Annotated in this window: 24 protein-coding genes; 11 read left to right on the top strand and 13 right to left on the bottom strand. The window is 37.5% G+C overall.

Features of this window, described 5'->3' with window-relative positions:
* Nucleotides 1–185: 185 nt before the first annotated feature.
* Nucleotides 186–479: a hypothetical protein gene (locus tag ACNFU2_RS07555; protein ID WP_172279244.1), complete on the bottom strand. Its 294-nt coding sequence runs from the start codon at nt 477–479 to the stop codon at nt 186–188.
* Between the two features lie 137 nt (nt 480–616).
* On the opposite strand from ACNFU2_RS07555, the gene ACNFU2_RS07550 reads away from it, so the two are divergent.
* Nucleotides 617–3,049, top strand: coding sequence for an alpha-ketoacid dehydrogenase subunit alpha/beta (locus ACNFU2_RS07550; protein WP_273648512.1), 2,433 nt, complete (start codon nt 617–619; stop codon nt 3,047–3,049).
* Nucleotides 3,050–3,185: 136 nt separating this feature from the next.
* Here the strand turns inward: ACNFU2_RS07550 and ACNFU2_RS07545 are convergent, their stop codons facing one another.
* Nucleotides 3,186–3,347 (bottom strand): bacteriocin-like protein, encoded by a 162-nt coding sequence (locus ACNFU2_RS07545; RefSeq protein WP_273648511.1) that lies wholly within the window; start codon nt 3,345–3,347, stop codon nt 3,186–3,188.
* Nucleotides 3,348–3,526: 179 nt separating this feature from the next.
* The gene (locus ACNFU2_RS07540; protein ID WP_273648510.1) at nt 3,527–4,729 is read right to left on the bottom strand and encodes an aminopeptidase C; all 1,203 of its coding nucleotides are present in this window, start codon (nt 4,727–4,729) and stop codon (nt 3,527–3,529) included.
* Between the two features lie 206 nt (nt 4,730–4,935).
* Here ACNFU2_RS07540 and ACNFU2_RS07535 point away from each other — a divergent pair, with 206 nt between their 5' ends.
* The 10 genes from ACNFU2_RS07535 (at nt 4,936) to ACNFU2_RS07490 (ending at nt 15,917) form a co-directional block, all read left to right on the top strand.
* On the top strand, nt 4,936–5,439 hold the full coding sequence (locus ACNFU2_RS07535) for a GbsR/MarR family transcriptional regulator (protein ID WP_172279236.1): 504 nt from the start codon (nt 4,936–4,938) through the stop codon (nt 5,437–5,439).
* Nucleotides 5,440–5,581: 142 nt separating this feature from the next.
* On the top strand, nt 5,582–6,394 hold the full coding sequence (locus ACNFU2_RS07530; protein ID WP_418124508.1) for a DCC1-like thiol-disulfide oxidoreductase family protein: 813 nt from the start codon (nt 5,582–5,584) through the stop codon (nt 6,392–6,394).
* A complete protein-coding gene (locus tag ACNFU2_RS07525; protein ID WP_172279232.1) occupies nt 6,387–6,851 on the top strand; it encodes an SRPBCC family protein in 465 nt (154 codons plus the stop codon). The genes ACNFU2_RS07530 and ACNFU2_RS07525 overlap by 8 nt, the downstream gene beginning before the upstream one ends.
* Complete coding sequence (locus tag ACNFU2_RS07520; RefSeq protein WP_172279230.1) at nt 6,832–7,536, top strand: YqjF family protein; 705 nt, start codon at nt 6,832–6,834, stop codon at nt 7,534–7,536. Before ACNFU2_RS07525 ends, ACNFU2_RS07520 begins: the two co-directional genes overlap by 20 nt.
* 41 nt (nt 7,537–7,577) lie before the next feature.
* Complete coding sequence (locus ACNFU2_RS07515) at nt 7,578–8,471, top strand: TIGR01777 family oxidoreductase (RefSeq protein WP_172279228.1); 894 nt, start codon at nt 7,578–7,580, stop codon at nt 8,469–8,471.
* A gap of 183 nt (nt 8,472–8,654) precedes the next feature.
* A complete protein-coding gene (locus ACNFU2_RS07510) occupies nt 8,655–10,097 on the top strand; it encodes an alpha-L-fucosidase (RefSeq protein ID WP_418124506.1) in 1,443 nt (480 codons plus the stop codon).
* Nucleotides 10,097–12,757 carry a glycoside hydrolase family 3 N-terminal domain-containing protein gene (locus ACNFU2_RS07505; RefSeq protein ID WP_418124504.1) on the top strand — a complete coding sequence of 887 codons (2,661 nt, stop codon included), beginning with the start codon at nt 10,097–10,099 and terminating at the stop codon, nt 12,755–12,757. The genes ACNFU2_RS07510 and ACNFU2_RS07505 overlap by 1 nt, the downstream gene beginning before the upstream one ends.
* Before the next feature lie 100 nt (nt 12,758–12,857).
* Nucleotides 12,858–13,118, top strand: a complete 261-nt coding sequence (locus ACNFU2_RS07500; RefSeq protein WP_273648507.1) for a hypothetical protein — start codon at nt 12,858–12,860, stop codon at nt 13,116–13,118.
* Between the two features lie 461 nt (nt 13,119–13,579).
* Nucleotides 13,580–14,968 (top strand): dihydrolipoyl dehydrogenase, encoded by a 1,389-nt coding sequence (gene lpdA / locus ACNFU2_RS07495; RefSeq protein WP_273648506.1) that lies wholly within the window; start codon nt 13,580–13,582, stop codon nt 14,966–14,968.
* Between the two features lie 148 nt (nt 14,969–15,116).
* Entirely contained in the window at nt 15,117–15,917 is an 801-nt protein-coding gene (locus ACNFU2_RS07490) for a patatin-like phospholipase family protein (RefSeq protein ID WP_172279220.1), read from the top strand.
* A 37-nt stretch (nt 15,918–15,954) separates the two neighbouring features.
* On the opposite strand, the gene ACNFU2_RS07485 is transcribed toward ACNFU2_RS07490, so the two are convergent.
* The 10 genes from ACNFU2_RS07485 to ACNFU2_RS07440 form a co-directional block, all read right to left on the bottom strand.
* Nucleotides 15,955–16,395, bottom strand: coding sequence for a hypothetical protein (locus ACNFU2_RS07485; RefSeq protein ID WP_418124501.1), 441 nt, complete (start codon nt 16,393–16,395; stop codon nt 15,955–15,957).
* Nucleotides 16,396–16,471: 76 nt separating this feature from the next.
* Nucleotides 16,472–17,167, bottom strand: a complete 696-nt coding sequence (locus tag ACNFU2_RS07480) for an ABC transporter ATP-binding protein (RefSeq protein ID WP_172279216.1) — start codon at nt 17,165–17,167, stop codon at nt 16,472–16,474.
* 82 nt (nt 17,168–17,249) lie between these two features.
* A complete protein-coding gene (locus tag ACNFU2_RS07475) occupies nt 17,250–17,804 on the bottom strand; it encodes a hypothetical protein (RefSeq protein WP_172279214.1) in 555 nt (184 codons plus the stop codon).
* A 458-nt stretch (nt 17,805–18,262) separates the two neighbouring features.
* On the bottom strand, nt 18,263–18,796 hold the full coding sequence (locus ACNFU2_RS07470) for a hypothetical protein (RefSeq protein ID WP_172279212.1): 534 nt from the start codon (nt 18,794–18,796) through the stop codon (nt 18,263–18,265).
* A 2-nt stretch (nt 18,797–18,798) separates the two neighbouring features.
* Nucleotides 18,799–20,058, bottom strand: coding sequence for a condensation domain-containing protein (locus ACNFU2_RS07465; RefSeq protein WP_172279210.1), 1,260 nt, complete (start codon nt 20,056–20,058; stop codon nt 18,799–18,801).
* Complete coding sequence (locus tag ACNFU2_RS07460) at nt 20,055–21,326, bottom strand: condensation domain-containing protein (RefSeq protein WP_172279208.1); 1,272 nt, start codon at nt 21,324–21,326, stop codon at nt 20,055–20,057. Before ACNFU2_RS07460 ends, ACNFU2_RS07465 begins: the two co-directional genes overlap by 4 nt.
* A 209-nt stretch (nt 21,327–21,535) precedes the next feature.
* The gene (locus ACNFU2_RS07455; RefSeq protein WP_172279206.1) at nt 21,536–22,807 is read right to left on the bottom strand and encodes a condensation domain-containing protein; all 1,272 of its coding nucleotides are present in this window, start codon (nt 22,805–22,807) and stop codon (nt 21,536–21,538) included.
* Nucleotides 22,808–22,810: 3 nt separating this feature from the next.
* Entirely contained in the window at nt 22,811–25,216 is a 2,406-nt protein-coding gene (locus ACNFU2_RS07450) for a glycosyltransferase (RefSeq protein ID WP_418124497.1), read from the bottom strand.
* Nucleotides 25,209–26,009: an alpha/beta fold hydrolase gene (locus ACNFU2_RS07445; RefSeq protein WP_273648503.1), complete on the bottom strand. Its 801-nt coding sequence runs from the start codon at nt 26,007–26,009 to the stop codon at nt 25,209–25,211. Before ACNFU2_RS07445 ends, ACNFU2_RS07450 begins: the two co-directional genes overlap by 8 nt.
* A complete protein-coding gene (locus ACNFU2_RS07440; protein ID WP_273648502.1) occupies nt 26,000–26,272 on the bottom strand; it encodes an acyl carrier protein in 273 nt (90 codons plus the stop codon). The genes ACNFU2_RS07445 and ACNFU2_RS07440 overlap by 10 nt, the downstream gene beginning before the upstream one ends.
* Nucleotides 26,273–26,281: the final 9 nt, after the last annotated feature.

Below are 26,281 nucleotides of genomic sequence, written 5' to 3'. Positions count from 1 at the left end.
TAAATAATTAATCCTTAAAGCGGTTTTTCCTGTTATAGTTCTCTGTAATTGCCATCCGTTGGGAAATTCTATAAATGCTTTTATAATCAGATTATCTTAAAATAAAGTGAATTTGATTATATGGCCTAAATATTCATTTATATTCAACTCTACTTAATGTTTATCTTTCAATTCGGGATAAATGATTACATTATTCTTATGGTTACGATGATAACTGCCAGGACTATGCAGAATAAAGCAATTAAAAATAAATAATCCGCAATGTTCTCAAACTTGGTTTCTCTTTTTTCATTCTTCGTTCTGATAGCCAGAAATGAAAAAAAACAACTGCAGGCAAAAAGTATACAAGCAACACCTGCAAATTCGTCCAGATACGTACTACCACTGATTTTAGTGATTTTCAATGAAGTGATTATAATCAGAGAAAATCCTAAAAGATTGCTGGATGCATTTAATATATGAGGTGATTTTTTTTCCATTTATACAAATTTATTTAAAATAAAACACAATTTGCCTTATTATCAAATTTTTAAAAAAGATTATTAAAAATTAAAATTAATTTAAAAAGTGTATATTAGCAAAATACTTCTAGAACTAAAAATTTTTATATTTGGCTATGCAAACAACCTATATTGAAACACAGAAGATTTCCTTTCAAGATTTTAAAAATCAAATACTTGAAGACTATAAATTAGGGAGAATCTCTCGTGAAATGTCTTACCTGGGGAGAAGAGAAGTTCTTACAGGAAAAGCTAAATTCGGGATCTTCGGTGACGGTAAAGAATTACCACAGCTGGCAATGGCGAAAGTTTTCAGAAATGGCGACTTCCGTTCAGGATATTACAGGGATCAGACCTTTGCTTTGTCCGTCAATGCGTTAACGGTTGAAAGCTTTTTTGCACAGCTATATGCAGATACCAGCGTAGAAAGAGAGCCGGCATCAGCAGGAAGACAGATGAACGGGCATTTCGCAACGAGAAGCTTACATGAGGACGGGAGCTGGAAAAACCTTATGGCTCAAAAAAATATTTCTTCTGATATTTCTCCTACAGCAGGACAAATGCCTAGATTATTAGGGTTAGCTCAGGCTTCTAAAATATATAAATCAGTACAATTTGAAGGTTCTGAAAAGTTTTCAAACAATGGAAATGAAATAGCTTTCGGAACAATTGGCGATGCTTCCACAGCAGAAGGCCATTTTTGGGAAACTCTGAATGCGGCTTGTGCACTTCAGGTTCCGATGATCGTTTCGATCTGGGATGATGGGTACGGGATTTCTGTTCCTACTAAAAACCAGAGAGCAAAGGCGGATATCTCTGAAATGCTAAGTGGTTTCCAGAGAAAAGAAGGAGAAAACCAGGGATGCGAGATCATTCAGGTAAAAGCATGGGATTATCCTGCATTATTGGATGCCTACGCAAGAGCTGAACATTTTGCAAGAACTGAAAGTGTTCCTGTAGTTGTTCACGTCATTGAAGTTACGCAACCACAAGGGCACTCTACTTCAGGATCTCACGAAAGATATAAGAATGAAGAACGTCTTTCATGGGAAGCAGATTTTGACGGGTTGGTCAAGTTCAGAGAGTGGATTCTCAACTATTCCATTGAAATTGAAGGTAAAGAAGAGGTGATTGCAACCGCAGAAGAACTGGATGCTATCGATGACGAGGCTAAAAAGACAGTAAAAGCCGGACAGAAACTGGCTTGGGAAAACTATCAGAAAACCATTTCAGACCTGTCAAAAGCAGTTCTACCTTTGGTGGAAAACCTTAAAGGTCAAAATGCAGAAATAGAAAATTACATTACTCATTTTAATAAATTAGTCTCAAAAGCTAAAAAAGATATTTTCCACTTGGTAAGAATGTCTTTACTGGCAACAAGAGGAACCAATACTCCTGAAAGAAACCAGCTAATACAGAAGTACAATGAGATCCTGGAAGTAGAAAAAGACAACTATTCTTCTCATCTGTATTCTCAGTCTCAGTGGAAGGCCGAAAACGTTAAAGAGATCAAGCCTGTATATTCAGACAGCTCAGAAGATGTGGATGGAAGAGTAGTGGTAAGAAACAACTTTGATAAAATTTTTGAAAAATATCCTGAAACCCTTGTATTTGGAGAAGATGCCGGAAACATCGGTGATGTAAACCAGGGACTTGAAGGAATGCAGGAGAAATATGGTGAAGTTCGTGTTGCAGATACGGGAATCCGTGAAGCGACTATTTTAGGCCAGGGAATCGGTATGGCAATGAGAGGTCTGAGACCAATTGCCGAGATCCAGTATTTAGACTATATCCTATACTGCCTGCAGGGAATGAGTGATGATCTGGCAACAGTTCAGTACAGAACAAAAGGAGGGCAGAAAGCACCCGTAATTATCAGAACAAGAGGGCACAGATTAGAAGGGGTATGGCATTCAGGTTCTCCGATGGCAGGAATTCTTAATCTTTCAAAAGGGATTCTGGTACTAGTACCAAGAAACCTTACAAAAGCTGCAGGATTCTATAATACAATGCTTCAGAGTGATGATCCGGCAGTAATTGTTGAGTGTCTGAACGGATACCGTTTAAAAGAGAAGCAGCCTGATAACCTGGGAGAGTTTACTGTTCCTGTCGGGAAGATTGAAGTAACGAAAGAAGGAAAGGATGTAACGTTAGTAACCTATGGGTCTACATGGAGAATTGTAATGGAGGCAGCAGAAGAGCTGGAGAAATTAGGAATTTCTTCAGAGGTTATTGATGTTCAGTCTTTAATTCCTTTTGATTTAACAAACGAAATTGCGGAGAGTGTGAAGAAAACCAACAGATTAGTGGTGATCGATGAAGATGTGGAAGGAGGAACTTCAGCATTTATTCTTCAGCAGATTTTGGAGAAGCAAAAAGCTTTCAGATATCTTGATTCTGATCCTTTAACAATTGCCGCAAATGACCACCGTCCTGCTTATGCAAGTGATGGAGATTATTTCAGCAAACCTTCTGCAGATGATATGGTAGAAAAGATCTATGCGATGTTTAATGAAACCAATCCTCAAAAATATCCGGCGATATTTTAAAGACAAAAATATACAAAAAAGCTTCCGGGTAACCCGGAAGCTTTTTTTTGCATTATTGATTTCATTTAATTTTAATTCAGAAATTTATTATACAAAAAATCCCCGGAAAATTTGGGGATTTTGGCTGTAGAATCAATTAATCTTCAGGACAACTGCTTGATCCTGCATTACATGTCCAGTAACCCGGAAATCCGTTTTTGGGACGATGATAACAAGCTATTCCTTCTGCGCAGTCCGGTGGATTTCCACCACTAATTCTTTTTAATTCAGATTTGGATAATTTTTTTGAATTTTTCATATTGCTTTAATTTGTTGATTAGATTACAAATATAACAGTTTTGGTTTCACTCTTATTGGATTTATGACTAATCAAATAATTCTTATACATAAAATAAAACAGCTTCTGGTTTACAGAAGCTGTTTTTTAACCGAGTAAATATTTAAAATTGTCATCAAATGACAAAGTGATTTTGTTAATTATAAACCGATGTTTTTGGTAGGTTTTAATTGTCTTAAAATATTTTTTGGAATGGCATTCTTATGTACAAGAATAGCAGTTGACTTATATTCAACGTATGGTCTTGTTACATAGATATATCCTTCAAAATCATTGGTAACACCCCATGAGTTCTTTACCATATAATATTCTTTTCCGCTTTGATCTTTTGCTAAACCTACGATATGCATACCATGGTCATCCGTGGTTGAAAGGTTGTTAAGAGCTTTCTGACGCATATCTTCTGTGATCGCTTTGTCTTTTTTAGGCTCTGTAAACAATTCTTTTTTTACTTCAGGAGTGATCTGGTCAAGATCTACATCCGGAACATAGGCCACTCCGTTTTTATATGAAAAATAAGGTTCAGATACATCTGTTGCCCAACCTACAGAATATCCTTTTGAAATTGCATTGTCAACAATTGCAGTCATATCTGTCATCGGAATATTCCAGTCAGAATCATGGCTCCAGTTATCAGGAATCGGGTTTACAAATTTCTGGAAATAAGGATAATCTTTGTAAGAAGATAATTCTACATAATCTTCAGGATTGATTCCTACGACCTCCTTAGCAAATGTTTTCGGAGTGTAGGATTTCCCCTCATATGTAAAGTTAGTCGGAACTTTTCCAAGGTACTCATCCAGAATAACATCCACAGAAGACATCCAGTTGTCGGAAAGTTTTCCTTTAGATGAAGCCTGAACCAAACTATCTAATACAGTCTTTAATTTACCCTGCATTTCCTTGAAGTTGTTGGTGGTTTGTCCGGCTTTCAATCCTGTATACACTTCCTGAGGAACTGCACCGTACTTTTTGTACATATTGATTACATCGTGCAATTCACCTCCGTCTCCCCAACTGATAGCTCCGTTATTTAAAACATATAATTTTGCTTTGTCATGGTAAGAGTTTCTTGCGGTAAAGATTTCTGCCAGGTCTACAGGTTTTTTACCCATACGCTGCATTTCAGACTCAAGAAAAGAGTTCCCCGAGTAGCTCCAGCACGTTCCTGAAGATCCCTGGTTTTTTACTGAAGTAGCACCAACATCTTTAAGAGTCGTAAATTTAAAGTTAGCATTTTGGGATTGATTGTTTTTCAACTTGTTGATCAAGTCATCCTGTGCGAACATCATACTTCCTGCAGACAAAACAAAAAGTAATGAGGCAATTTTGTTATATTTCATTACTAAAAAGATTATTATTGAATAGTCGTTGTAATACAAGATTTGTTACAAAGGAAAAGGTTAAATTTTAAATTAGAGTTATTTGGGTGAAAAAGCAGGAATTCTATGTTACCATAATATAAAAACTTTAAATTTAATTTTCAAAAATTATTGAAAGTTCGAAAATTATTATTACATTTGTAATAGAAATTCAAAAAGAGATCAATATGCAACTTTCAGAGGCGAAGGAAAAATATATTCAGACGTGGGGAACATTTGCTACCAATTGGGGGATTAACCGGACAATGGCACAGGTTCATGCATTGCTTTTGGCAAGTGGAAAGCCATTATCAACAGATGAGGTAATGGAGCAGCTTGAAATTTCAAGAGGAAATGCCAATATGAATTTACGGGCTCTCATGGACTGGGGAATTGTAAAAAAGGAATTTGTAAAAGGAGACCGGAAAGAGTATTTCATTGCTGAAAAAGATGTGTGGTTTCTGTTTAAGCAAATCACAAAAGAAAGAAGAAAAAGGGAAATCGAACCGGTAATTTCTTTTTTAGAAGAATTAAAGAATATTGAAGACCGTGATTCTGATGAAGCCAAAGAGTTTATTAAGTTGATGGAAGATTTTAGTTCGGTTACGGGGAAGATTAATAATATTATGGATCTCGCGATCAAAAGTGATGATCATTGGCTGGTAGGAAAGATCACGAATCTATTAAAATAAGGCTAAAAAGGACAGTGTTCCTTTTTTATTTCAAATAAACTTTCAAAAATTATTGAAAATATAATAATTATGAAAAATTTAATCATTCATTTGTTTTTGATTTTGTACTTCTCGAAAAGAAAATCATTTTAAAATTAAGGATATGAAAACTCTAAAGAACCAGACCCTCATCTACGACAATGAATGTCCTATGTGTAATATTTACTCTAAAGGTTTTATACAATGTGGAATGCTTGATGAAAATGGGAGAGAGGCTTTTAGTGAATTGAGTGTTAAGAGCAGATCGGTTATTGATTATAAGCGGGCAAAAAATGAAATTGCGTTGATTGATCATAGCACAAATGAAGTGATATACGGTCTGGACAGCCTGCTTGCTATTATTGGAAACTCATTTCCGGTATTGGAGAAGATAGCGAGAATACAACCTTTTTACTGGTTTTTCAGAAAATTATATTCTTTTGTGTCATATAACAGAAAACAGATTATTCCATTATCTAAACCTTATACAGAAGAGTCATGTGTTCCCGATTTTAACATGAAGTACAGGATCGGATACATCCTGTTTGTGGTGATTTTTTCCTCCTGTATTTTAAGTGTATTTGTTACAAAAACGGGATTAGGTTTTAGCCGGAATTTTTTAAGGGAATTGGCCATTTGTTTAGGGCAGATCGCTTGGCAAACTGTTTTTTTAAAGGCCTACCTGAAAGATAAAATATGGGATTATATCGGAAATATGATGACTGTTTCCCTGATCGGGACCCTGCTTTTATTGCCTGCTCTCTTTACAGAATTCAATTCTCTATTTTATATTTTTTACTTTGGAATTGTGGTTTTCATGATGCTTCTAGAGCACATAAGACGTTGCAAAATATTGGAATTGAATTTTATTCCGTCCATAAGTTGGATTATTTACAGAACTATTGTCTTGATCACTTTATTGTATTACTATGTCTAGAATTTATTTAAAAACAATCATTAAGGCAGACATCTGTAAAGTTTTTGATCTATCAAGGGATATTGATCTGCATCAGCAATCAACATCCGGTACAGAGGAGAAAGCTATTGCCGGACGTATGCACGGACTTATTGAACTGAATGAAACGGTAACATGGCGTGCAAAGCATCTGGGAATATATCAGACGCACACTTCAAAAATAATCAGTATGGAAAAGCCTCTGGAGTTTACTGATGTTATGCTGAAAGGAACTTTTAAATCATTAAAGCATCAGCACCTTTTCAAACAGGAAGGAAATTACACGATCATGACCGATATTTTCGAATTTGAATCTCCTTTGGGAATGATCGGTATGCTGTTTAATTATTTTTTTCTTAAAAATTACCTCAAAGATTTTTTAGTAAAAAGAAATGAAATCATCAAAAAAATGCAGAATTATGAACTTTTTAAAGGCTGAATGGCGCAAACTGGCGATCATCAATTATGAAATAGATCCTGAAATACTGATAAAATATCTTCCTGAAGGTACAGAACTTGATTTCTATAAAGGGAAATGCTATATAAGTCTTGTCGGATTTATGTTTTTAAATACCAGATTACTCGGTTTACGCATCCCTTTTCACCGCAACTTTGAGGAAGTTAACCTTAGGTTTTATGTGAAAAAAAGAGAAAATAATGCATGGAAAAGAGGAGTGGTCTTTATTAAAGAGATTGTTCCGAAACCGGCCTTAAGCTTTATTGCAAATGCTATCTATAATGAAAATTATAAAACGCTGCCGATGAAAAACGCAATAGCAAAAAAGGAACACGAAATGTTGGTTACATATTCATGGAAAGATAAAACATGGCATTCTATGGAAATTACTGCAGATCTTCAGGCACTTCCTATGGAATCTGATTCTGAATTTGAGTTCATTACCGAACACTATTACGGATTTACAAAAAATGATAACAAGACTTCCGAGTATGAAGTTTGCCACCCTCAATGGAAATATTATCTGGTAAAAGATCATCAGTTGAAGATAGATTTTGAAAGAATCTACGGAAAAGATTTTAAATTTTTGAACATTCAGGATCCTCTGTCTGTAATGCTTGCAGAAGGTTCCGAGATTAAAGTAAAAATAAAAAAATATATTATCTGAAACGGAGTTCAGAATAATTAACCCTCTAAAACCCTAAATTTATGAAAATCATTATTGCAGGCGGTACAGGATTTCTTGGTGAAAACCTGAAAGAGTATTTCCGTGCGAAAGGAAATCAGGTCTATATTTTAACCAGAAATCCTAAAAATGAACACGAAATGTATTGGGATGCAACCCATATCGGCGAGTGGTCACATAAGCTTGAGAGCTGTGATGTCCTGATCAATCTTACGGGGAAATCTGTTGACTGCAGGTATAATGATAAAAACAAAAAAGAAATTTATTCCTCAAGAATTGAAAGTACAAGAGTTCTTCAAAAAGCGGTAGACCAATGCACTGACAAACCGAAAATATGGCTGAATGCAAGTTCGGCAACCATTTATGTGCACTCTGAAAAGAATCTGAATACAGAAGAAAACGGAGTTATAGGAGATGATTTTTCGATGAATATCTGTAAAAGCTGGGAAAAGGAATTCTTTGCCGTGCATCATGATGAGATAAGGAAAGTGGCGTTACGTACTTCTATAGTAATGGGGAAAAACGGAGGAGCTTTCCCAAAACTTTGCCAGGTTACAAAACTAGGGTTAGGAGGAAGACAGGGAAGAGGGAATCAGCATGTTAGCTGGATTCATATTGAAGATTTTTGTCGTGCCATTGAATGGATCATACATCATGAATACATTTCAGGTTGTGTTAATGTGACCGCTCCTCAGCCTTTAACTAATGAAGAATTAATGAAAAAACTACGGAAACGTTTACGAATTCCGTTTGGAATTAATTCCCCTGTGTGGCAACTGGAACTGGCGTCTGTATTTCTCAATACAGAAACAGAATTATTACTTAAAAGCAGAAATGTATATCCGGAAATACTGATGAAAAATGGCTTTCAATTCCTCTATCCTGATATTGATTCTGCTTTACAGAAACTTATCTAGGTTTGAAACCCCATAAAGGATTAGTCTTAGTAAGCTAAAAACAGAAATTTCATCCGCGGGGAGAAAATATTTTTAAAAACCCTGAATGTTTAAAAGCTCTGAAGCTACTCATCAGGAGTCATACAGGGAAGTAATTTTTGCGAGTTTACAGCAGGATGATTACATTAGCAAAAAGTATTTTTTATGCTGATTCCACAAAAAACTAAAACCTTTTTTCTTTCATCACTTTTCATATCGGCAACCTTTCTTTCACAGGCCCATAATGTTTCAAAAGGCTATGAGAAGCCAACGGACCCTTTGGTTGTGAAAAACCTGGAAGAATGGCAGGATCTTAAATTCGGACTTTTTATGCATTGGGGAACGTACAGCCAATGGGGAATTGTAGAAAGCTGGAGTCTATGCCCGGAAGACGAATCGTGGACTCAGCGTAAGCCTGAACACGGAGAAACATATAATGAATATGTGAAGAATTATGAAAATCTTCAGACAACATTCAATCCAACTCAGTTTAATCCCCGGAAGTGGGCTGATGCAGCTAAAAAAGCGGGAATGAAATATGTAGTTTTTACAACGAAGCACCATGATGGATTTTCCATGTTTGATACGAAAGAATCTGATTACAAAATAACGTCTGCTAAAACTCCTTTTTCTAAAAATCCCAAAGCAGATGTTGTACAAGAAATTTTTACCACATTCCGTAAAGAGGGATTTAAGATCGGAGCTTATTTTTCTAAACCGGACTGGCATTCCGATGATTATTGGTGGCCTTACTTTCCTCCAAAAGACCGGAATGTAAATTATGATCCTAAAAAATATCCGGAAAGATGGGAACGCTTTAAGAAGTTTACCTGGAATCAGCTCAATGAGATTACTTCAAATTATGGTAAAATAGATATACTGTGGCTGGATGGTGGCTGGGTGCGCCCCTTTAAAACAATTGATCCTGCTGTAGAATGGCAAAAAACCATTAAGGTGGAACAGGATATCGATATGGATAAGATTGGTAATATGGCCCGGAAAAACCAGCCGGGAATCATTATCGTAGACCGTACGGTTCCCGGAAAATGGGAAAATTATGTAACTCCGGAACAGGCAGTGCCCGATCAGCCTCTTTCAATTCCCTGGGAAAGCTGTATTACCATGGGAGATTCTTTTTCTTACGTACCTAATGATCATTATAAGTCCTCCCAAAAGATCATTGAAACCCTCATTAAAATCATTTCAAGAGGAGGAAACTATCTGATGAATATTGCTCCCGGTCCTAATGGGGATTATGATGCTGTGGTATATGAAAGGCTGAAAGAAATATCCGGTTGGATGGATAAGAATGGGGCAGCTGTTTTTGCAACAAGAACCTTGGCTCCTTTTCATGAAGGGGACTTTTATTACACCACGAGCAAAGACGGAAAAACGGTGAATGTATTCCATACCGATGAAAAAACAAGTTATGCAGCTCCTTCTGACCTGAGTTTTTCAGTCCCTGAAAACTTTACCCCTAAATCCCTGAAAATTCTGGGTATTGATTCGAAGGTACAGTGGAAGCAGAAAGGAAACAGCATTGAGGTGCACCTGCCTTCAGAACGTAAACAGCTCATATATTCAACTGTAATTCAACTACAGAAATAATGAAGTTCCGTTTTCGATTTCCAGGAATCGCTTTGCTATTAAGTCTAAGCTTTGTTTCCGCTCAAAAACCACTGTATAAAGATTCAAAACAACCTGTTGAGCTAAGGGTTCAGGATCTGCTCAAAAGAATGACGCCTGAAGAAAAGTTCTGGCAGTGTTTTATGATTCCCGGAGACCTGGATCATGTTTCCAAAGATCAGTACCGGCATGGGATTTTTGGATTACAGGTGAGTGCCACCAATCAAGGAGATGGTGTAGCCGGACAAATGCTAAAATATAATGCAGATGAGGATGCAGAGAGACTGGCGAGAAAAATCAATAGTATTCAGAAATATTTTATTGAAGAATCAAGATTGGGAATTCCGATTATTCCATTTGATGAAGCTTTACACGGTTTAATGAGAGAAGGCGCTACGGCCTTTCCACAAGCCATTGCTTTATCTTCATCTTTTAATCAAGGGCTGATGAAGGAAGTCTCCATGGCGATTGCAAAAGAATCGAAACTGAGGGGAATCCGTCAGATCTTAACTCCTGTAGTTAATTTGGCCAGTGATGTGAGATGGGGCAGAACAGAGGAGACATATGGAGAAGACCCGTTTTTGACCTCCGTGATGGGAACCGGTTTTGTAAGCTCATTCGAAAATACAGGAATCATTACAACGCCTAAACATTTTCTTGCGAACGTGGGGGAGGGAGGAAGAGATTCTTATCCTATCCACTGGAGCAAAAGATATCTGGAAGAAACCCACCTTATTCCGTTTTTTAAAGCATTTACAGAGGGAAAAAGCAGATCTGTAATGACTTCTTATAATTTGTTGGATGGAAGACCTGCCACAGCAAACCACTGGTTGTTATCAGAAAAATTGAAAAAAGAATGGAATTTTAAAGGATTTGTAATCAGTGATGCAAGTGCAGTTGGTGGTGCCAATGTATTGCATTTTACGGCAAAAGATTATGAGGATGCCTCAGCTCAGGCAATTAATTCAGGTCTGGACGTAATTTTTCAGACGGATTACGAGCATTACCGATTATTTATTCCATCATTCCTGGACGGAAGAATATCTCAGGAGAGAATAGATGATGCTGTTTCGCGGGTACTGAGGGCTAAATTCGAACTCGGGTTATTTGACGATCCATACATATCCGATAAAGATATTGAGGGCTTAAAAAAGCTTAATTATGCAAGTCTTGCAGAAAAAGCTGCAATAGAGTCTTTTGTCTTGCTTCAGAACAAAAACAACACACTCCCTGTTTCCGCAAATGCAAAAAGAATCCTTTTAGTAGGTGCTGATGCGACGGAAGCCAGATTAGGCGGGTATTCAGGACCGGGAAATCATAAGGTGAGTATATTGGAAGGCATTAAGAACTTTTGCTCAAAGAAAGGGATTGAGGTAGTATATGCTAAAGGAATTGAGCGGAATGTGAAAGATGTACTGACTGTTCCTGCTGAATTTTTATCTTTTGGAAATCAAAAGGGCTTGAAAGGATTTTATTTTTCAAATAGTGAATTCAAAGGAAATCCTGCATTTGAAAGACAGGATGAACAGATTAATTTTCAATGGACTTTGTATTCTCCTGATGTGGAAAAGCTTCAGCCGGATAATTACAGTGTGCGTTGGACCGGGCAATTAAAAGCTCCGGATTCAGGCAAGTATCGGTTGGGCCTTCGTGGAAATGATGGTTTCAGATTATATCTGGACGGCAAACTGGTTGTAGATCAGTGGGAAAAGCTAAGCTATTCCACTCAAACCACAGAAATAGATTTTGTTAAAAATAAAAGTTATGATCTTCAGATCGAATTTAAAGAAAACAGGGGCGAAGCTCATATAGAACTGATATGGAATTATGGTGTAGAAGATCAGAAAAAGAATTTTAATGAAGCCTTGGAACTGGCAAAAACGGCAGATCATATTATTGTCACCGCAGGAATTCATGAAGGCGAGTTTCAGGATCGCTCATCTTTAGCCCTTCCCGGAAATCAGGAAGACTTTATTCATCAGGTGTCGAAGTTAAGTAAACCGACTACCGTGGTCTTAGTCGGAGGTTCAGCAATAAAAACAACAAAGTGGAAAGATGAGGTCGGAGCTATTTTAGATGTATGGTATCCTGGAGAGCAAGGGGGAAATGCAATCGCAAAAGTTCTTTTTGGGGACGAAAACCCATCCGGAAAACTGCCGGTTACGTTTCCACAGGAAGAAGGGCAGCTTCCGTTAACGTATAACCATCATCCTACCGGCAGGGGAAATGATTATTATGACCTGAGTGGCGAGCCATTGTATCCCTTTGGATATGGATTGAGCTATACGACTTTTGAGATTTCGGATTTACAATTGAACAAGACCCAATATCACACAAACGATACCATTATTGCGAAGGTTACTATTAAAAATACCGGAAAGGTGAGTGGAAGCGAAGTTGTCCAACTCTATGTAAGAGATAAATTGGCTTCAGTTTCCAGACCTGTTCTTGAACTAAAAGGATTTCAGAAAGTATATCTGAAACCGGGAGAATTAAAGAAGGTATCTATAGAAGTTCCCGTAAAAGATCTGAAGTTTTTGGATGAGAAAATGAACTGGATCGTAGAAAAAGGGACTTACCGTATTATGATTGGGAACTCTTCCAAAAATCTGACTTTAAAGCAGGATGTTGAAGTTCAGTAATTTAAGATTGTGGTATGATATATGTAATATTTACTCCGAACCTGAATGAAATTAATTAATTATATTTTTTTTATTAAAATCATTCATAAAAGTAAAGGTCATGAACAAGTTTTTTATAACAACAGTAGTATTAATAGGTTTATCGATGAATGTTCAGGCTCAGAGGCGCCCGGCACCTCCGCCACATCCTTCGAGAACCGAATTGATAGAAAAGAAATCGCAAGAGCTGGAAAGAAAATACAATCGGGAAAGGAAACTTATTTTGAACCATCCGCTGGCTACCAAAAAGATGAAAAGAGACCAGTTAAAGGCTTTGGATGAGAAGTACAGGATTGAAAAAAAATTACTGAAAAAACTATAATACTCCGGAATTTATATACGACTCAAAAGAGCAGGAAATACCTGCTCTTTTTATTATGTTATTTTAAAACTCAGTATATCGGATCGTTATTAATTAAACCAATCGGCACGGAACTTCCAAATCTTTTGTAAGATAGTAACTAGTGCACGCATTTCTATTGCCTGTTTCTTATAACCTGTAATCACCAATTAGCTAAGACTATGAAAGTACCGGTGATTATTTAAAAGCTGAAATAACAGGGATTTTTTAGGATTATTAAAATTGAAATTGTTTCGGGAGAAGATTTTGTATTGTGAAATTTTTGGTATAATATAATATTTGTTATGAATATTTTGTTGTGTTATGTTTTTAATTAATTATAATCAAATGAAATTTTCTATATGATTCATTATTGGATGAATTTGCATAAACGTGAATCATCCCATATTTTTTCCTTAAATTCGCATAAAAATTTTAAGCTAATGAATTACGATATTATTGTCATCGGAAGTGGTCCTGGTGGATATGTTACAGCGATTAGAGCGGCACAGTTGGGTTTCAAAACTGCAATTATCGAAAAAGAGAATTTAGGTGGAATTTGCCTTAACTGGGGATGTATACCAACTAAAGCTTTATTGAAATCTGCTCAGGTTTTTCATTATATTAATCATGCTGAAGATTATGGTTTAAATAAAGTAGAGCCAAGTTTTGAATTTTCAAACGTAATTCAAAGAAGCCGTGGTGTTGCCAACAAAATGAGCAAAGGAATCGAGTTCTTAATGAAAAAAAATAAGATCGATGTTATCCTTGGTACGGCTAAAGTTTTAAAAGATAAAAAAGTATCTGTTACAGATAAAGACGGTAAAGTGACTGAATATGCAGGAAGTCATATTATCATTGCAACAGGTGCACGTTCAAGAGAATTACCAAATTTACCACAGGATGGTAAAAAAGTAATCGGATACAGACAGGCATTATCTCTTCCTGAGCAGCCAAAATCTATGATTGTTGTAGGTTCAGGTGCAATCGGAGTAGAGTTTGCCGATTTCTATAACACGATGGGAACAAAAGTGACTATTGTTGAGTTTATGCCGAACATTGTTCCTGTAGAAGATGAAGAGATCTCTAAACATCTTGAGAAATCTTTGAAAAAATCAGGAATCGAGATTATGACCAATGCTTCTGTAGAAAGCGTGGATACCAACGGGGAAGGTGTAAAAGCAAATGTAAAAACTGCTAATGGAAACATTACCCTGGAAGCTGATATTTTACTTTCAGCGGTTGGTATTGCTGCCAATATCGAAAATATAGGATTGGAAGAAGTAGGAATCCAGACAGATAAAGGAAGAGTTTTGGTTAATGAGTGGTACGAAACTTCAGTTCCCGGATACTATGCCATCGGTGACCTTATCCCGACTCAGGCCTTAGCACACGTAGCTTCTGCAGAAGGAATTACATGTGTTGAAAAGATCAAAGGATTGCACGTAGAGAAAATTGATTATGGCAATATTCCTGGATGTACTTACTGTCACCCTGAAGTTGCTTCTGTAGGTCTTACAGAAAAGCAGGCTAAGGAAAAAGGATATGAAATCAAAGTAGGTAAATTCCCTCTTTCTGCAAGTGGTAAAGCAACTGCAAACGGAAATACAGATGGTTTCATCAAAGTTATTTTCGATGCTAAATATGGAGAGTGGTTAGGATGTCATATGATCGGTGACGGAGTAACTGATATGGTTGCCGAAGCTGTTGTTGCAAGAAAATTAGAGACAACAGGGCACGAGATCATTAAATCTATCCACCCGCACCCAACTGTTTCTGAAGCAATCATGGAAGCAGCTGCGGCAGCTTATGGAGAAGTGATCCACATTTAATCTATAATACAGAAATATTTAAAAGCCCAGATTATTCTGGGCTTTTTCAATATAGTTTATGCAGGAATATTTATTAAAATAATTTTAAAATTAGAATATTTCAAAAAAATAATCAGATTTTCTCGCCCTGTTTTCTTAATTTTATTCTATGAATCTTGAGAAAGTAGGGCTTGTTTTATCAGGTGGCGGTACCAAGGGTATTGCACATGCCGGAGTTTTAAAATTCCTGATTGAGAAGAATATTGATATTGATGTATTGTCTTGTTGCAGTGCAGGTTCTATCGTAGGATGCCTGTATGCAGTCGGTAAAACACCTGAAGAAATTCTGGAATTCTTCAATTCGGTTTATTTTTTCAACTGGAAGCATTTTACATTCAACCAGCCCGGGCTGGTATCCTCCATTATTTTTACCAACTATTTAAGACCCATTTTTCAGGATATGAAGCTGAAAGATCTGGATAAAGAGGTTAAGATCGTAGCTACGGAACTGGTGTCCGGGACGCAGAAAATTTTTGATGAAAATTTTAAAGTTACAGATGCAATTATTGCCTCATGTTCTATTCCCGGGATTACAACGCCTTATATCATCGGCGAAGAGATGTATTGTGATGGAGGAGTATTAAATAACTTTCCTGCAGATATCATCAGGGAGGAATGTGATAAGCTGATCGGGGTTTTTGTATCTCCGCCCCATGAAATCGATATTAAAGATTTAAAATCCATTAAAGCTATTGTTTCACGCTCTTATGACCTTCTTTCGTACAGAATAGAAAAAGGAAAGTTCGATTATTGTGATTGGTTCATTACCTCACAGGATCTTTCCAATTACGGAACTTTTGAAAGGAAAAAGGATCGTCTTGAAGAGATTTTCAATATAGGCTATAATTCGGCAAAAGAAAGTTTTGCAGAGAGTAATTTTTATACCCAGATCAAACAATTAGGTACATAAAATAAAAACTCCCGCATCCAATGCGGGAGTTTTTATTTTACTTTTTTACCACGATTCCATCCTGTTGTACCACAGTATTACCACTTTCATCACTTACAACGAGCGTATAGGGTGCTTTCGTTGCTGAATCGGTGAGGTAATTTCTCCAGACCTGGTAATGAAATCCTTTATTTACGAAATCATAATAATAATTACCTCCGGAACCATCTGGAACAAGCTCTCCGTCACTGATGATCATATTAGGTTTTGAGGTAAGTTTTGAATTGGCTCCCCATGCCTGATAAAGGTATTTTCCGTTAGGTTGAAGATCGATCCGTATTTTAAATTTCTTTGTTTTAATAATAACGGTTTTGGGAATCTGCTGGATATATTCTGAACTGTTTTCAGTTTTTATAACCGGATTTTCATTAGCAGCGTATGCATAAGCTGGAGAAGCTAATGCTATAATAAATGTGCCCATTAAGATTGTTCTGATCATGGCAATAGGTTTTAAAATTAGATTACCTGAATCTAATCAAATATAAAGCCATTAAACAATCAATACAATTTAAATCTTAGCTGGTATGGCTTGCAAAAGCTTCTTCCAGGCTGCCGAATTTTCCTTTGAATTCTTCAATCGGACAATCCTGAAGGATATTTCCTTTATGGATAAGAATTACCCGTGAGCATAATGCTTCAACCTCCTGCATAATGTGGGTTGACAGCAGAACGGTTTTTTCTTTACCGATCTCTTTTACTACATTTCTTATTTCAATAATCTGATTAGGATCCAGACCGTTGGTAGGTTCGTCAAGAATGAGAAGATCAGGCTGATGTAGAATAGCCTGTGCCAAACCAACCCTCTGCTTATATCCCTTGGAAAGCTGACTGATTTTTTTCGATTTTTCAGGAGTGATCCCTACAAGCTCTATCACTTCATTAATTCGTGTTTCAGGGATTTTATGAATATTAGCCACAAATTGCAAATATTCTTTAACATACATTTCCAGATACAGAGGATTATTTTCAGGAAGAAAACCAATATTCTTCTTAGCTTCTATCTCATATTCCGAAATTTCTTTATCATTAAAGATGATTTGCCCTTCATCTATTTTTAAAGCTCCGACAATGGATTTCATTAAAGTAGATTTTCCTGCGCCGTTAGGTCCCAGAAGGCCAATGATTTCATTTTTATCAATGGAGATGTTAATCAGGTTAAGGGCGGTTTGGTCACCAAATTTTTTGGTTAAATTGATTATTTGAAGCGACATAGGGTGTAATGATCTTTTTGCAAAAATAAAATAAAAAAACTCATTCTTAGGAATGAGCTCTGCTATATTGTAAAAATAATTATTATTTTTTCGTTTTCTTATTTTTATTGCCGGAATTATAAGATGATGCTGAAGTGTCCGGCTTATTGGAATGAACATTGTTCATCATGGCAGTCCTCTCATACAGAGATGATTTCCCATTTGTTTTTCCGAAGATTTTATCGACCTGCTTCTTATTTAAGAATTGAGATTTTCCAACATATTTTCGGTTTTTATTAATGAACTGGATAAACTGAACGGTTGGCTGGCCATAGTTTTTCTCGTAATGGAGTTCAATGATATCGTTTGGAAGCTCCAAAGCGATGTTTCCTTCTGGAAGGGAAATAAACCCGTCCGTAATCAGTTTATATAGATCAGAGACATCTCCGTTCAGGTTTTGAAAAGAAAAAGATCTGAAAGTATTGAGGTTGCTGGTATTAAGATCCTGGTAATTGATAGTGAATTTATCCTCCTTTTTATATAAGCCAACAGAGTTATCTTTACCAATTTCCACTAGAGTCTCATTTTTTAACACTTTAATTTGTGCAAAAATTGAAATACCGAACAGACAAGTAAATAGTAAAATTATTTTCCTCATTGGATTGATTTTTAACATTTTATAATATGGCGTCCTTGCAATTCCGGGATCAGATAGCATTAAAAACTTCGTCCCTAAAGCAAAAGTAACATTTTTTTTTGATATTTATTTTTGAAATATGCGCTATGTTATGCGCAACATCTAACTCTAACGCAAAAGAGTTTATTCCGAATCACGCTGAATTACCCGGCTGTTCACGAAAATGTAAAAGAGTAATATGATTTTGGATAACAGAAAGTTGCGGGGAACAGATCACCCGGAATAGATATCCGGTAAGAAATGGGTAAAATAAATTTTTCATGTGTTTTAATTGTGTTACTAAGACAAATCTATGATATTAAATTTAATTAATTCAATTTATCCCAAAAGTTTGGAAAATTTTTGAACAGTGACCCTACAATGGCAGGTCTTTATGTTTTGAATAGATGAGTCTGATAAGCACGGAATTTACTATTCAATTATTCTGAAGTGTTTGCTGGAACAGGTTTATACAGGTATTTCCTTAGTTTATTAACGGGTAAATAGACGGAAAGTACAGACAGTATTCCTGCAAGTGCTCCTACGAGTATGGCCATTGCCATAGCATCGAGCTTGTAGTTTGTTGAAAATTTGTACTGAGCAAATACCAGAAGAGAAAGTACAAGAAGCCCACTGATAACACCATGTAATATACTGAATTTCGTCATGAACTTTTTTGTATTCAGCTTGTTATCTACCATGAATTCTATTGTTCCCTCTTCTGCAGCGGCAGTGACTCTTTTGGTGATATCGATCGTGAGGATAACCGGCAGGAAAATGGCCATTGGCAAGGTTAGCCGGGCCAGATTCTGGGTACCTGAGAAGAAATGAGTATAACCCAGCTCGTGAAAGCTTGCATAGGCAATAATAAAATTAAGAAATGCATTCGGAAGAACATAGTAGATCGTCCGCGTTAATAAAAAGCGTTTGAGAGTGGTTTTCTTTTTTATAGTAGGGGATTTATCCGTTTTCATGTTTAGTTCTGTAAAGATACAGTAAGTAGTTCAAGGGCTTTATCTTTAATTTCTGTGGCTTTCTGTCTGGATAGGAAATCTTCATTCGACATAAGCGTAAAATCCATTTCCTGCTTGTAGGTAGTGGTAACCAGGGTGTTCGAATTGAGCCAAGGAAAAGCAACGGTGGGACTCATAATCGTTTCGAGCTCAAAACGCTGATATTGATCCGGAATATTAATTTTTCCCATGTTGGATAGGGTAATATCATGTCCGCCATGGGTTGATTTAAGCATGCTGATCATGCGTTCGACAAGCGGGTGCATCTGTTCACCCATCCAAAGAAGTTCCCGTGCTTCTATTTTTTCTAATTTCTCAAGAAGGTCTTTTTTGATGTGTCCTGCCTGGTCAAATATCCCATGATTTCCTTTTTTCAATGATAGTTCTATGGTAGGAGCAAAAGCAAATACATGATCCTGCTTTATTTCCGGAATAAAATGGCGCACGTCCACGGGGCTGATCACTTTTCTTTTAGCCTCAGCTCCCCGGATTTCCTGAAATGCCTGCATGAATGAAGCACACAACAGCGAGTGTACAGAAACACCATGCGCTTTACACTTGCTGGTGATCTGGTTCGTTATTTCCGGGTTCAGTTTCCAATGGATCACATAGTTTTTTCCAAGATTTCTTTTTTTACTTTTCTTTTGCATCAGAAAGAAGAGCCTGGCCATAAGCAGGTATAGCCTTGCTTTGCGTACTTTCTTTTTGGTATTAAAACCGGAAGGCAGGAAGTCATCAACTGAGCTGAATGCCTGGTATGTATCCAGTTCCATAGTTGGATCATCCAGCAGGCAGAGAAGCTCCCGCATCAGAGTTACCTGGGAAGTTCCATCACAAATGCAGTGGGGAAGTACCCAGAGAATTTCGGAAACCTCATTTCCTTTAATCCATACCAGTTGAGCCAAAGGTTTCCGATGATCTTCAAACATGCGGAACCATTCTTTTTCAGACTCACGCAACCAATCTTCATCGGATTCCCGGTCTATGATCCGAAGGGGAATGGCTTCCATCTCTCTTTCTTCTATAAAAAAGGGATATTGCTCAGTATCGGTATCGATCCTGGATCTGAGCAAAGAATGTTTTTTCTGGATTTTTTCTAAAGCTGTTTTAAAATCTGCTTCATGAAGTGTTCCTTTGATCTTTGCTGTAAATACGCAATTGAGGGGTGTTCCGGAATCAACATACATGATTCTCTCCACCATCATTAGTTTTCTCTTGATCATGATACTGCTGAATATTCAAGTTTTAATTTTATAGTATCAAGGATGTCCTTACGAATGGCCTGTGCATCTGAGTAAGGTAGATATCCTTCACTACCGATAAAGCAAAAATCCATTTCTCCCTGAAAGGTTGAAACTACAAATCCGGTAGTCTGGCCCAGAGGGCCCAAAGCTGAAGGGCTGAAAACGGTATCTACGGTAAAGTTCCTGTATTCATGGGGCACCTGAATAAGGCCAAGATTAGAAAGCATACAGTCATTGGTTGCTTTTCCATTTCTCAGGATTCTCGTGAAATTATCCAGGGCATAATGCCATGATTCAATGATCATCATCTTGGTATATGGATCCAGTTTTGAGGTCTTACGCTTCACGTGCTTCTGCATCTTCCGTACATTATCCAGAAAATTCAATTTTTCATTAATCGAAACTTCAACCATCAGCCCGAAGGCAAAAATATGATCATGTTTGATTTGTGTTGTTAGACGTCTGATATCCACAGGGCAGCAAATTTTATTCAATGCAGCTTTCCCCCTTATTTTTTTAAATGCCTGAAGAACAATTGCACAAAGAAAAGTATTCACGGTAAAACCATTGGATTTACAATAGGAAATTACTTGTTGAGTCATTTCCTTGTCAAACTTCCAATGGATCATATAATCGTTTTGCCTCTCTATTGGTTTTTTGTTTACAGGAGCATATTTAATGATGGTAGATGCCACTCTGCCGAGTACTTTTGCTTTAAGCTTATGCCTTCGGCTGTTTAAGATGTTTGCAGGAACAATATCCTGGATTCCGAGGATAGGATTCTCTACACCAATATCGGCGGAAGGGTTGTCCAATACCTGTAAAAACTCATACAATAATGTCATTGCGGAACCTCCATCGCATAAACAATGGTGAAATGAGAAAAACATGTCTGAAACTTCTTCTCCTTTGATCCATACAAACCTTATCAGGGGGAACTTTTCATGATCGAAAGGCATATACCATTCTTTCATGGATTCTTTCTGCCAGTCGTCTTCTCCCTGCCGGATCACAATTCTTATAGGAATGGGTACAACTTTCTGGGGCACTTCAAACCATGGAAGGTTTTCTTCGTCATGGGTTACATGTGCTTTTAACCAGGGATGTTTATTTTGAAGCAAAGCCAGAGCCCGCTGAATTTCTTCCAATTTGAACGTACCCCTTAATCTGAACGGGATAATGCCATTAAAAGCCTCTGTTCCATCTCCTAATATCATTCGTTCTCCAAATAGTAGTTTTCTTTTCATAGGTTATATCAAATTAATGTTTTTCTTGTTTTTTATGCAAAAAGCTTTCTGATCATTCCAACCTACATTCTTGCTGTCTGCTGCAAAGAGATCCAAAATGGATCTCTTTAGTTTTATATCATTCCGTTTACTTCATCTGCTTCCCGAATAATACCGGACAAGAAGTAACTTTATCAATCTTTTAGTTCATATCACTGATTTTTATCTGATCATAATACTTCGGCATATTCCAGTTTAAGTTGAATGGACTCAATCATCTCATCACGTATGGCTAAAGCTTCAGTGTATGGTAAATATCCCTCACTACCCATAAAAGAAAAATCCATTTCTCCCCTGTAGGTAGATGTTACCATGGTTGTTGTATTACCCAGAGGACCGATTACAGAAGGACTGAATATGGTTTCAACGGAAAATTCTTTATAGTTCTCAGGAATCTGGATCCTTCCCAGATTGGAGAACATACAATCATTGGTAGACCTTCCTTGTTTCAGAAGCCTGGTGAAGTTTTTCAGGGCATCGTGTCCGGACTCCATTACCATCATTACCATGTACGGGTTAAGCTTGGATGTTTTACGTTCCACATCTTCCTGCATAAGCGTCAGATTGTCTTCAAAGCTCACTTTTTCATTGGATGACAGGGTAATCATCAGCCCGAAAGCAAAGATATGATCCTCTTTTATCTGTGAGGCAAAACGTCTGATATCTACAGGACAGGAAACTTTATTGAAAGCCGCCGGACCTTTTACTTTCTTAAAAGCCTTAAGTAATGAAGCGCTCAAAAAAGTATTCACGGTAACCTTCATGGCTTTACAGTAAGAGATCAGTTGGCTGCTTGTCTCACGATCAAATTTCCAGTGGATAAAGTAGTCATTTTTCCGGTCAATGGCTTTTTTGTTCACGGGCATGTATTTTATCGCTGTGGCAGCGACTCTCCCGATAAATTTTGCTTTCAGACGCTGTCTCCGGTTCAATAAAATAGCTGATGGAACCACATCCTCAATTCCCAATATCGGATTCTCTGTTCCAATATCTGTCAATGGATTATCCAATACCTTTAGAAATTCATCTAAAAATGCCATTGCAGAACCACCGTCAGACAGACAATGATGGAAAACAAAAAGCATATCTGATACTCCTTCTCCCTTGATCCATACAAACCGGATAAGAGGAAATTGGTCATACTTAAAAACGGTTTGCCATTCCTTTATGGATTCTTCCTGCCAATCGTTTTCCCCTTTTCTGACCACAGTTCTTACAGGAATAGGAACAATAGGATCCGGTACTTCAAACCACGGTACTTTCTTTTCATCATGTATGATGAGTGCTCTCAGCCAAGGGTGCTTGGCCTGGATCTGATATAAGGCATGCCGCACGTCTTCTTCCCTGAAATCTCCTTTTAACCGGAAGGGAATAATTGCATTGAAGGGTTCCGTTCCATCCCCCAGCAACATGCGCTCACCAAATAACAATCTTCTTTTCATGATTTAAACAGAAACTAATGTTGATTGTTCTTGTTGTACAAAATTCTCCAGTAGCTCTACAGCCTTATCATTACCTCCGGCAGTAAGGAATGTTGTCTGAACTTCTTTTGCTGCATTGCGGTAAGCAGGATCTTCCAGCAATTCAAAAACCGTTTCACGGAGTGAATCTATGCGTAATCTTTTATAACGGATACTCTTGCCACAACCAGCCTGTTCGATGAGCTTTGCGATGTGGAAATGATCGTAGGCAATCGGTGTGATCAGCATTGGTAATCCGTTACGGAATGTATCATTAACTGTATTAAAACCTCCGTGGCAAATTACCATATCCATATGAGGCATTAATGCCGATTGAGGTACAAAACTGTTTACAATGAAATTAGAAGGCCATTCTTCAAAAATATCCGGTGGCGTGGCAGCAACGATAGTTACCGGCTGATCCGCGAATGCCGCAATGATCTTTTCGAAAAAGGCTTTTCTGATGTCTACAAGGAGTGTTCCTAATGATACAAATATTTTGGGTGTAGTAGCCGCATGCAAACGATCCCAGTCAAAAGGAGCATCATTGGGACGTCCTTTCACAGGACCTACAAATTTCATATGGTCAGGTACTGTTTCAAAACCTGCGAAAGCCTGAGATGTAAATACAAGGTTTAATTTATGGGAATGGATGAAAATTCCATCATCATCAATCCCCACTTCTTTTTGTAGATCTTTGATGAGGTTTTGTTGCCATTCAAATATTTTCGGAGCACTTTTTTCTGTATCTCCCATAACATCCGGGGGGACAGGAGTAGTTGTTACACATGGAATATTGTGTTTATGAGCAAAAAGGGCACCTCCGAAAGTAATACAGTCATTAACGATAACATCAGGTTTCCAGTTTTCAGTAAGACGGCTTAATCCGGGCATCATCATTTTGGCAAAAGGAACATAAGTTTCCTCTAATGCCAGTTTCATAACTTCAGGCCCGGAACAGGCGGGTCCGTCATCCTGTCTTTTTAAAATACGTTTGATCTCATCCTGATACGGAATAAGATCTTCTTCAGGGTAGAAATACGATCCTCCTTCCGGAATATGTTCATCTCCTAGCGGGGTAATCCCGAACCATTTTACTTCGTGTCCTCTTGCGATAAGGCTTACACCGACGCTCAGAGTAGGACTGATATGTCCAAAAAAAGGAGGGATAACAAACAGGAATTTCGAACGGGATTTTATCTTTTGTGTGGCATCGGTAATAGCTTTTTCCAGTAAATTGGCAGCTGTTACCGTACCTCCGGCCTCAATAAAAGACTGACGGATGATTTCTGCTGCTTTACGATAATCAGGATTGTTAAGGATCTGCTGTACCGCCTCTTTTAAATGGTTTGATTTGAAGCGGTTAAAATTAAGACGCTCACCAGCTCCTGTACGTACTACACGTCCTGCTACATGGGACTGGTCATAGGCAATCGGAATAACAACCAACGGCAGTCCGTTTGAAAGCGTTTCGGATACCGTATTATGTCCCCCATGGCAAACGACACCATCAAGATGCGGCAAGAGATCCAATTGAGGAACCTGCTGATATACCATGAAATTTTCCGGCCAGCTGTCGAAAAGCTGAGGATCTGAAACAACTACAACCGTTAGGTCTTCATCTTTAAATGCATCAATTACTTTTTGGAAAAAAGCTTTTTTATGATCATGATCGAAAGTCGTACCGATACTTACAAGAATTTTCTTTTGAGTTCTGCTGTTAAACCTTTCCCAGTCGAACTCACAGGATATCCGGCGTTCCGTAAGAACAGGACCTGTAAACTGGTAATTGGAGGGTAGTTCCATTTCACCAAAGAAATATCTGGACGTTAAAACCATTGTTAAGAGGTCTGAGGAAGCCAAAGAATGGTCTTTCATTATTCCCAGTTCCTTTTGCAGTTCAATGATTTTATTTACTTCCCACTCATGAACCTTTGGTAATTCATCCATGATTTTGATGGCAGCGGGAGCAGTAACAGTAGTGCTGTAAGGAAGGTTTAGCTTTTTTGCAGCAATAGCAGCTGCAAATAGCTGATGATCACCGATTACAAGGTCAGGTTTATAAGAATCGAGTAAATGGACAATACCATTATAGCAATGCCTGTTCAGTGGGATAAGTACATCATCGTAAAGAAATTTGATGCTGTCTATTCCGTATACTACTTTTTTGGAAATAATATCCAGGTACTGTTCGCTATCTCTTTTTTCTTCGTCAGTTTGATCGTATTGGATAAGCAGGAGCTCTCCTCCTGCCGGAAGTTTGGTATTAAGATTTTTGTCAAGACTGATCCATGCCACTTCATGTCCTCTGTTCAATAATTCAGCCCCGATACTCAGGGTAGGGTTGACATGGCCCGTCAACGGTGGAACAACAAATACAAATTTAGCCATGATTTTGTGTTAAGGTGTTAGATTTAGATAATGATTTGGATAAAAAATGCACAATAGCCTCAGCGATCTGAGCGGGTTCCTGTATCGGGATATTATGATCTCCAGGAATGAGTTCAAGTTTTGCCTGGCCGAGTTCTTTCTCTAGCCATTCTCCCGTAGGACGACAATTGGACTGATTCCCATATAAAAGCAATGCCGGAACATTTATCTTTGTAAGATCGGTTTCAGTAAAGAAATCTTTCTCTCTGATCATATCCGCTTTGATACTGGTCTCATAAAACAGGAATTCATACATTCTGTGATTTTTTTCCATTTGCCTTTTGCCCATCTGCACTTTTGTAGTGTCTGTAAAATTGGCTACATAATGTTCCAGGAATTCCTTACTGTACTGATCGATAATCCCCCGGGTTTCTTCATCCCTGGGATCAGGAGCTTCCATAATTACAAGCTGATTTATGCGGTCTGCATATTTCAATGCTGTTTTCAAAGCAATAAGTCCCCCGAAACTATAACCTACCAAATGAACTTTTTTCAGGTCAAGGAAATCAATAAGGCCAAGAAGATCGGAAGCCATATTTTCAAGATCGTATCCATCGAGTATACGTTCACTCATTCCATGGCTTTTTAAATCATACATTACTACGTGGTAATGCTGTGCCAGGATGGGTGCTATGTTAAAATAGTAAATGGACAGATTGCTGAACATCCCATGGATAAGCACAACCGTTTCCCGGGCACCTTTATTAAGTTCCTGAATATGAATTTTCCTGTTATCAACTGTAATTATTGGCATTCGTAAATATAATTGATGATCATACGGAGATCCAGGTTGATCAGCTGGTCGAGGTCCATAGAAGACAACCACCCTGTAAAATCAATCTGATCTCCAAAATGTGCTTTTATTTTTTCTGAGAAAGAGACAATTTCTATACTGTCCATTTCAAGATCTTTAGTAAATGAACTCTCCGGAGTGATATCCATCTCTTCAACAAATTCCTCTCCTATAACTTCAGTGATAAAACCTTTCAAAAGAATGAATAATTCCTCGTGATTCATTTTTAATGT

The sequence above is a fragment of the Chryseobacterium sp. PTM-20240506 genome, assembly GCF_048296755.1.
GTDB lineage: Bacteria > Bacteroidota > Bacteroidia > Flavobacteriales > Weeksellaceae > Chryseobacterium > Chryseobacterium proteolyticum.
The sequence above is the reverse complement of the archived record's forward strand: the minus strand, read 5'-3'. Positions and strand labels throughout refer to the sequence as shown.

Coding starts and splice junctions, on each gene's coding strand:
- ACNFU2_RS07555 (WP_172279244.1), bottom strand. CDS start 479: ATGGAAAAAAAATCACCTCATATATTAAATGCATCCAGCAATCTTTTA.
- ACNFU2_RS07550 (WP_273648512.1), top strand. CDS start 617: ATGCAAACAACCTATATTGAAACACAGAAGATTTCCTTTCAAGATTTT.
- ACNFU2_RS07545 (WP_273648511.1), bottom strand. CDS start 3,347: ATGAAAAATTCAAAAAAATTATCCAAATCTGAATTAAAAAGAATTAGT.
- ACNFU2_RS07540 (WP_273648510.1), bottom strand. CDS start 4,729: ATGAAATATAACAAAATTGCCTCATTACTTTTTGTTTTGTCTGCAGGA.
- ACNFU2_RS07535 (WP_172279236.1), top strand. CDS start 4,936: ATGCAACTTTCAGAGGCGAAGGAAAAATATATTCAGACGTGGGGAACA.
- ACNFU2_RS07530 (WP_418124508.1), top strand. CDS start 5,582: ATGAAAACTCTAAAGAACCAGACCCTCATCTACGACAATGAATGTCCT.
- ACNFU2_RS07525 (WP_172279232.1), top strand. CDS start 6,387: ATGTCTAGAATTTATTTAAAAACAATCATTAAGGCAGACATCTGTAAA.
- ACNFU2_RS07520 (WP_172279230.1), top strand. CDS start 6,832: ATGAACTTTTTAAAGGCTGAATGGCGCAAACTGGCGATCATCAATTAT.
- ACNFU2_RS07515 (WP_172279228.1), top strand. CDS start 7,578: ATGAAAATCATTATTGCAGGCGGTACAGGATTTCTTGGTGAAAACCTG.
- ACNFU2_RS07510 (WP_418124506.1), top strand. CDS start 8,655: ATGCTGATTCCACAAAAAACTAAAACCTTTTTTCTTTCATCACTTTTC.
- ACNFU2_RS07505 (WP_418124504.1), top strand. CDS start 10,097: ATGAAGTTCCGTTTTCGATTTCCAGGAATCGCTTTGCTATTAAGTCTA.
- ACNFU2_RS07500 (WP_273648507.1), top strand. CDS start 12,858: ATGAACAAGTTTTTTATAACAACAGTAGTATTAATAGGTTTATCGATG.
- lpdA (WP_273648506.1), top strand. CDS start 13,580: ATGAATTACGATATTATTGTCATCGGAAGTGGTCCTGGTGGATATGTT.
- ACNFU2_RS07490 (WP_172279220.1), top strand. CDS start 15,117: ATGAATCTTGAGAAAGTAGGGCTTGTTTTATCAGGTGGCGGTACCAAG.
- ACNFU2_RS07485 (WP_418124501.1), bottom strand. CDS start 16,395: ATGATCAGAACAATCTTAATGGGCACATTTATTATAGCATTAGCTTCT.
- ACNFU2_RS07480 (WP_172279216.1), bottom strand. CDS start 17,167: ATGTCGCTTCAAATAATCAATTTAACCAAAAAATTTGGTGACCAAACC.
- ACNFU2_RS07475 (WP_172279214.1), bottom strand. CDS start 17,804: ATGAGGAAAATAATTTTACTATTTACTTGTCTGTTCGGTATTTCAATT.
- ACNFU2_RS07470 (WP_172279212.1), bottom strand. CDS start 18,796: ATGAAAACGGATAAATCCCCTACTATAAAAAAGAAAACCACTCTCAAA.
- ACNFU2_RS07465 (WP_172279210.1), bottom strand. CDS start 20,058: ATGATCAAGAGAAAACTAATGATGGTGGAGAGAATCATGTATGTTGAT.
- ACNFU2_RS07460 (WP_172279208.1), bottom strand. CDS start 21,326: ATGAAAAGAAAACTACTATTTGGAGAACGAATGATATTAGGAGATGGA.
- ACNFU2_RS07455 (WP_172279206.1), bottom strand. CDS start 22,807: ATGAAAAGAAGATTGTTATTTGGTGAGCGCATGTTGCTGGGGGATGGA.
- ACNFU2_RS07450 (WP_418124497.1), bottom strand. CDS start 25,216: ATGGCTAAATTTGTATTTGTTGTTCCACCGTTGACGGGCCATGTCAAC.
- ACNFU2_RS07445 (WP_273648503.1), bottom strand. CDS start 26,009: ATGCCAATAATTACAGTTGATAACAGGAAAATTCATATTCAGGAACTT.
- ACNFU2_RS07440 (WP_273648502.1), bottom strand. CDS start 26,272: ATGAATCACGAGGAATTATTCATTCTTTTGAAAGGTTTTATCACTGAA.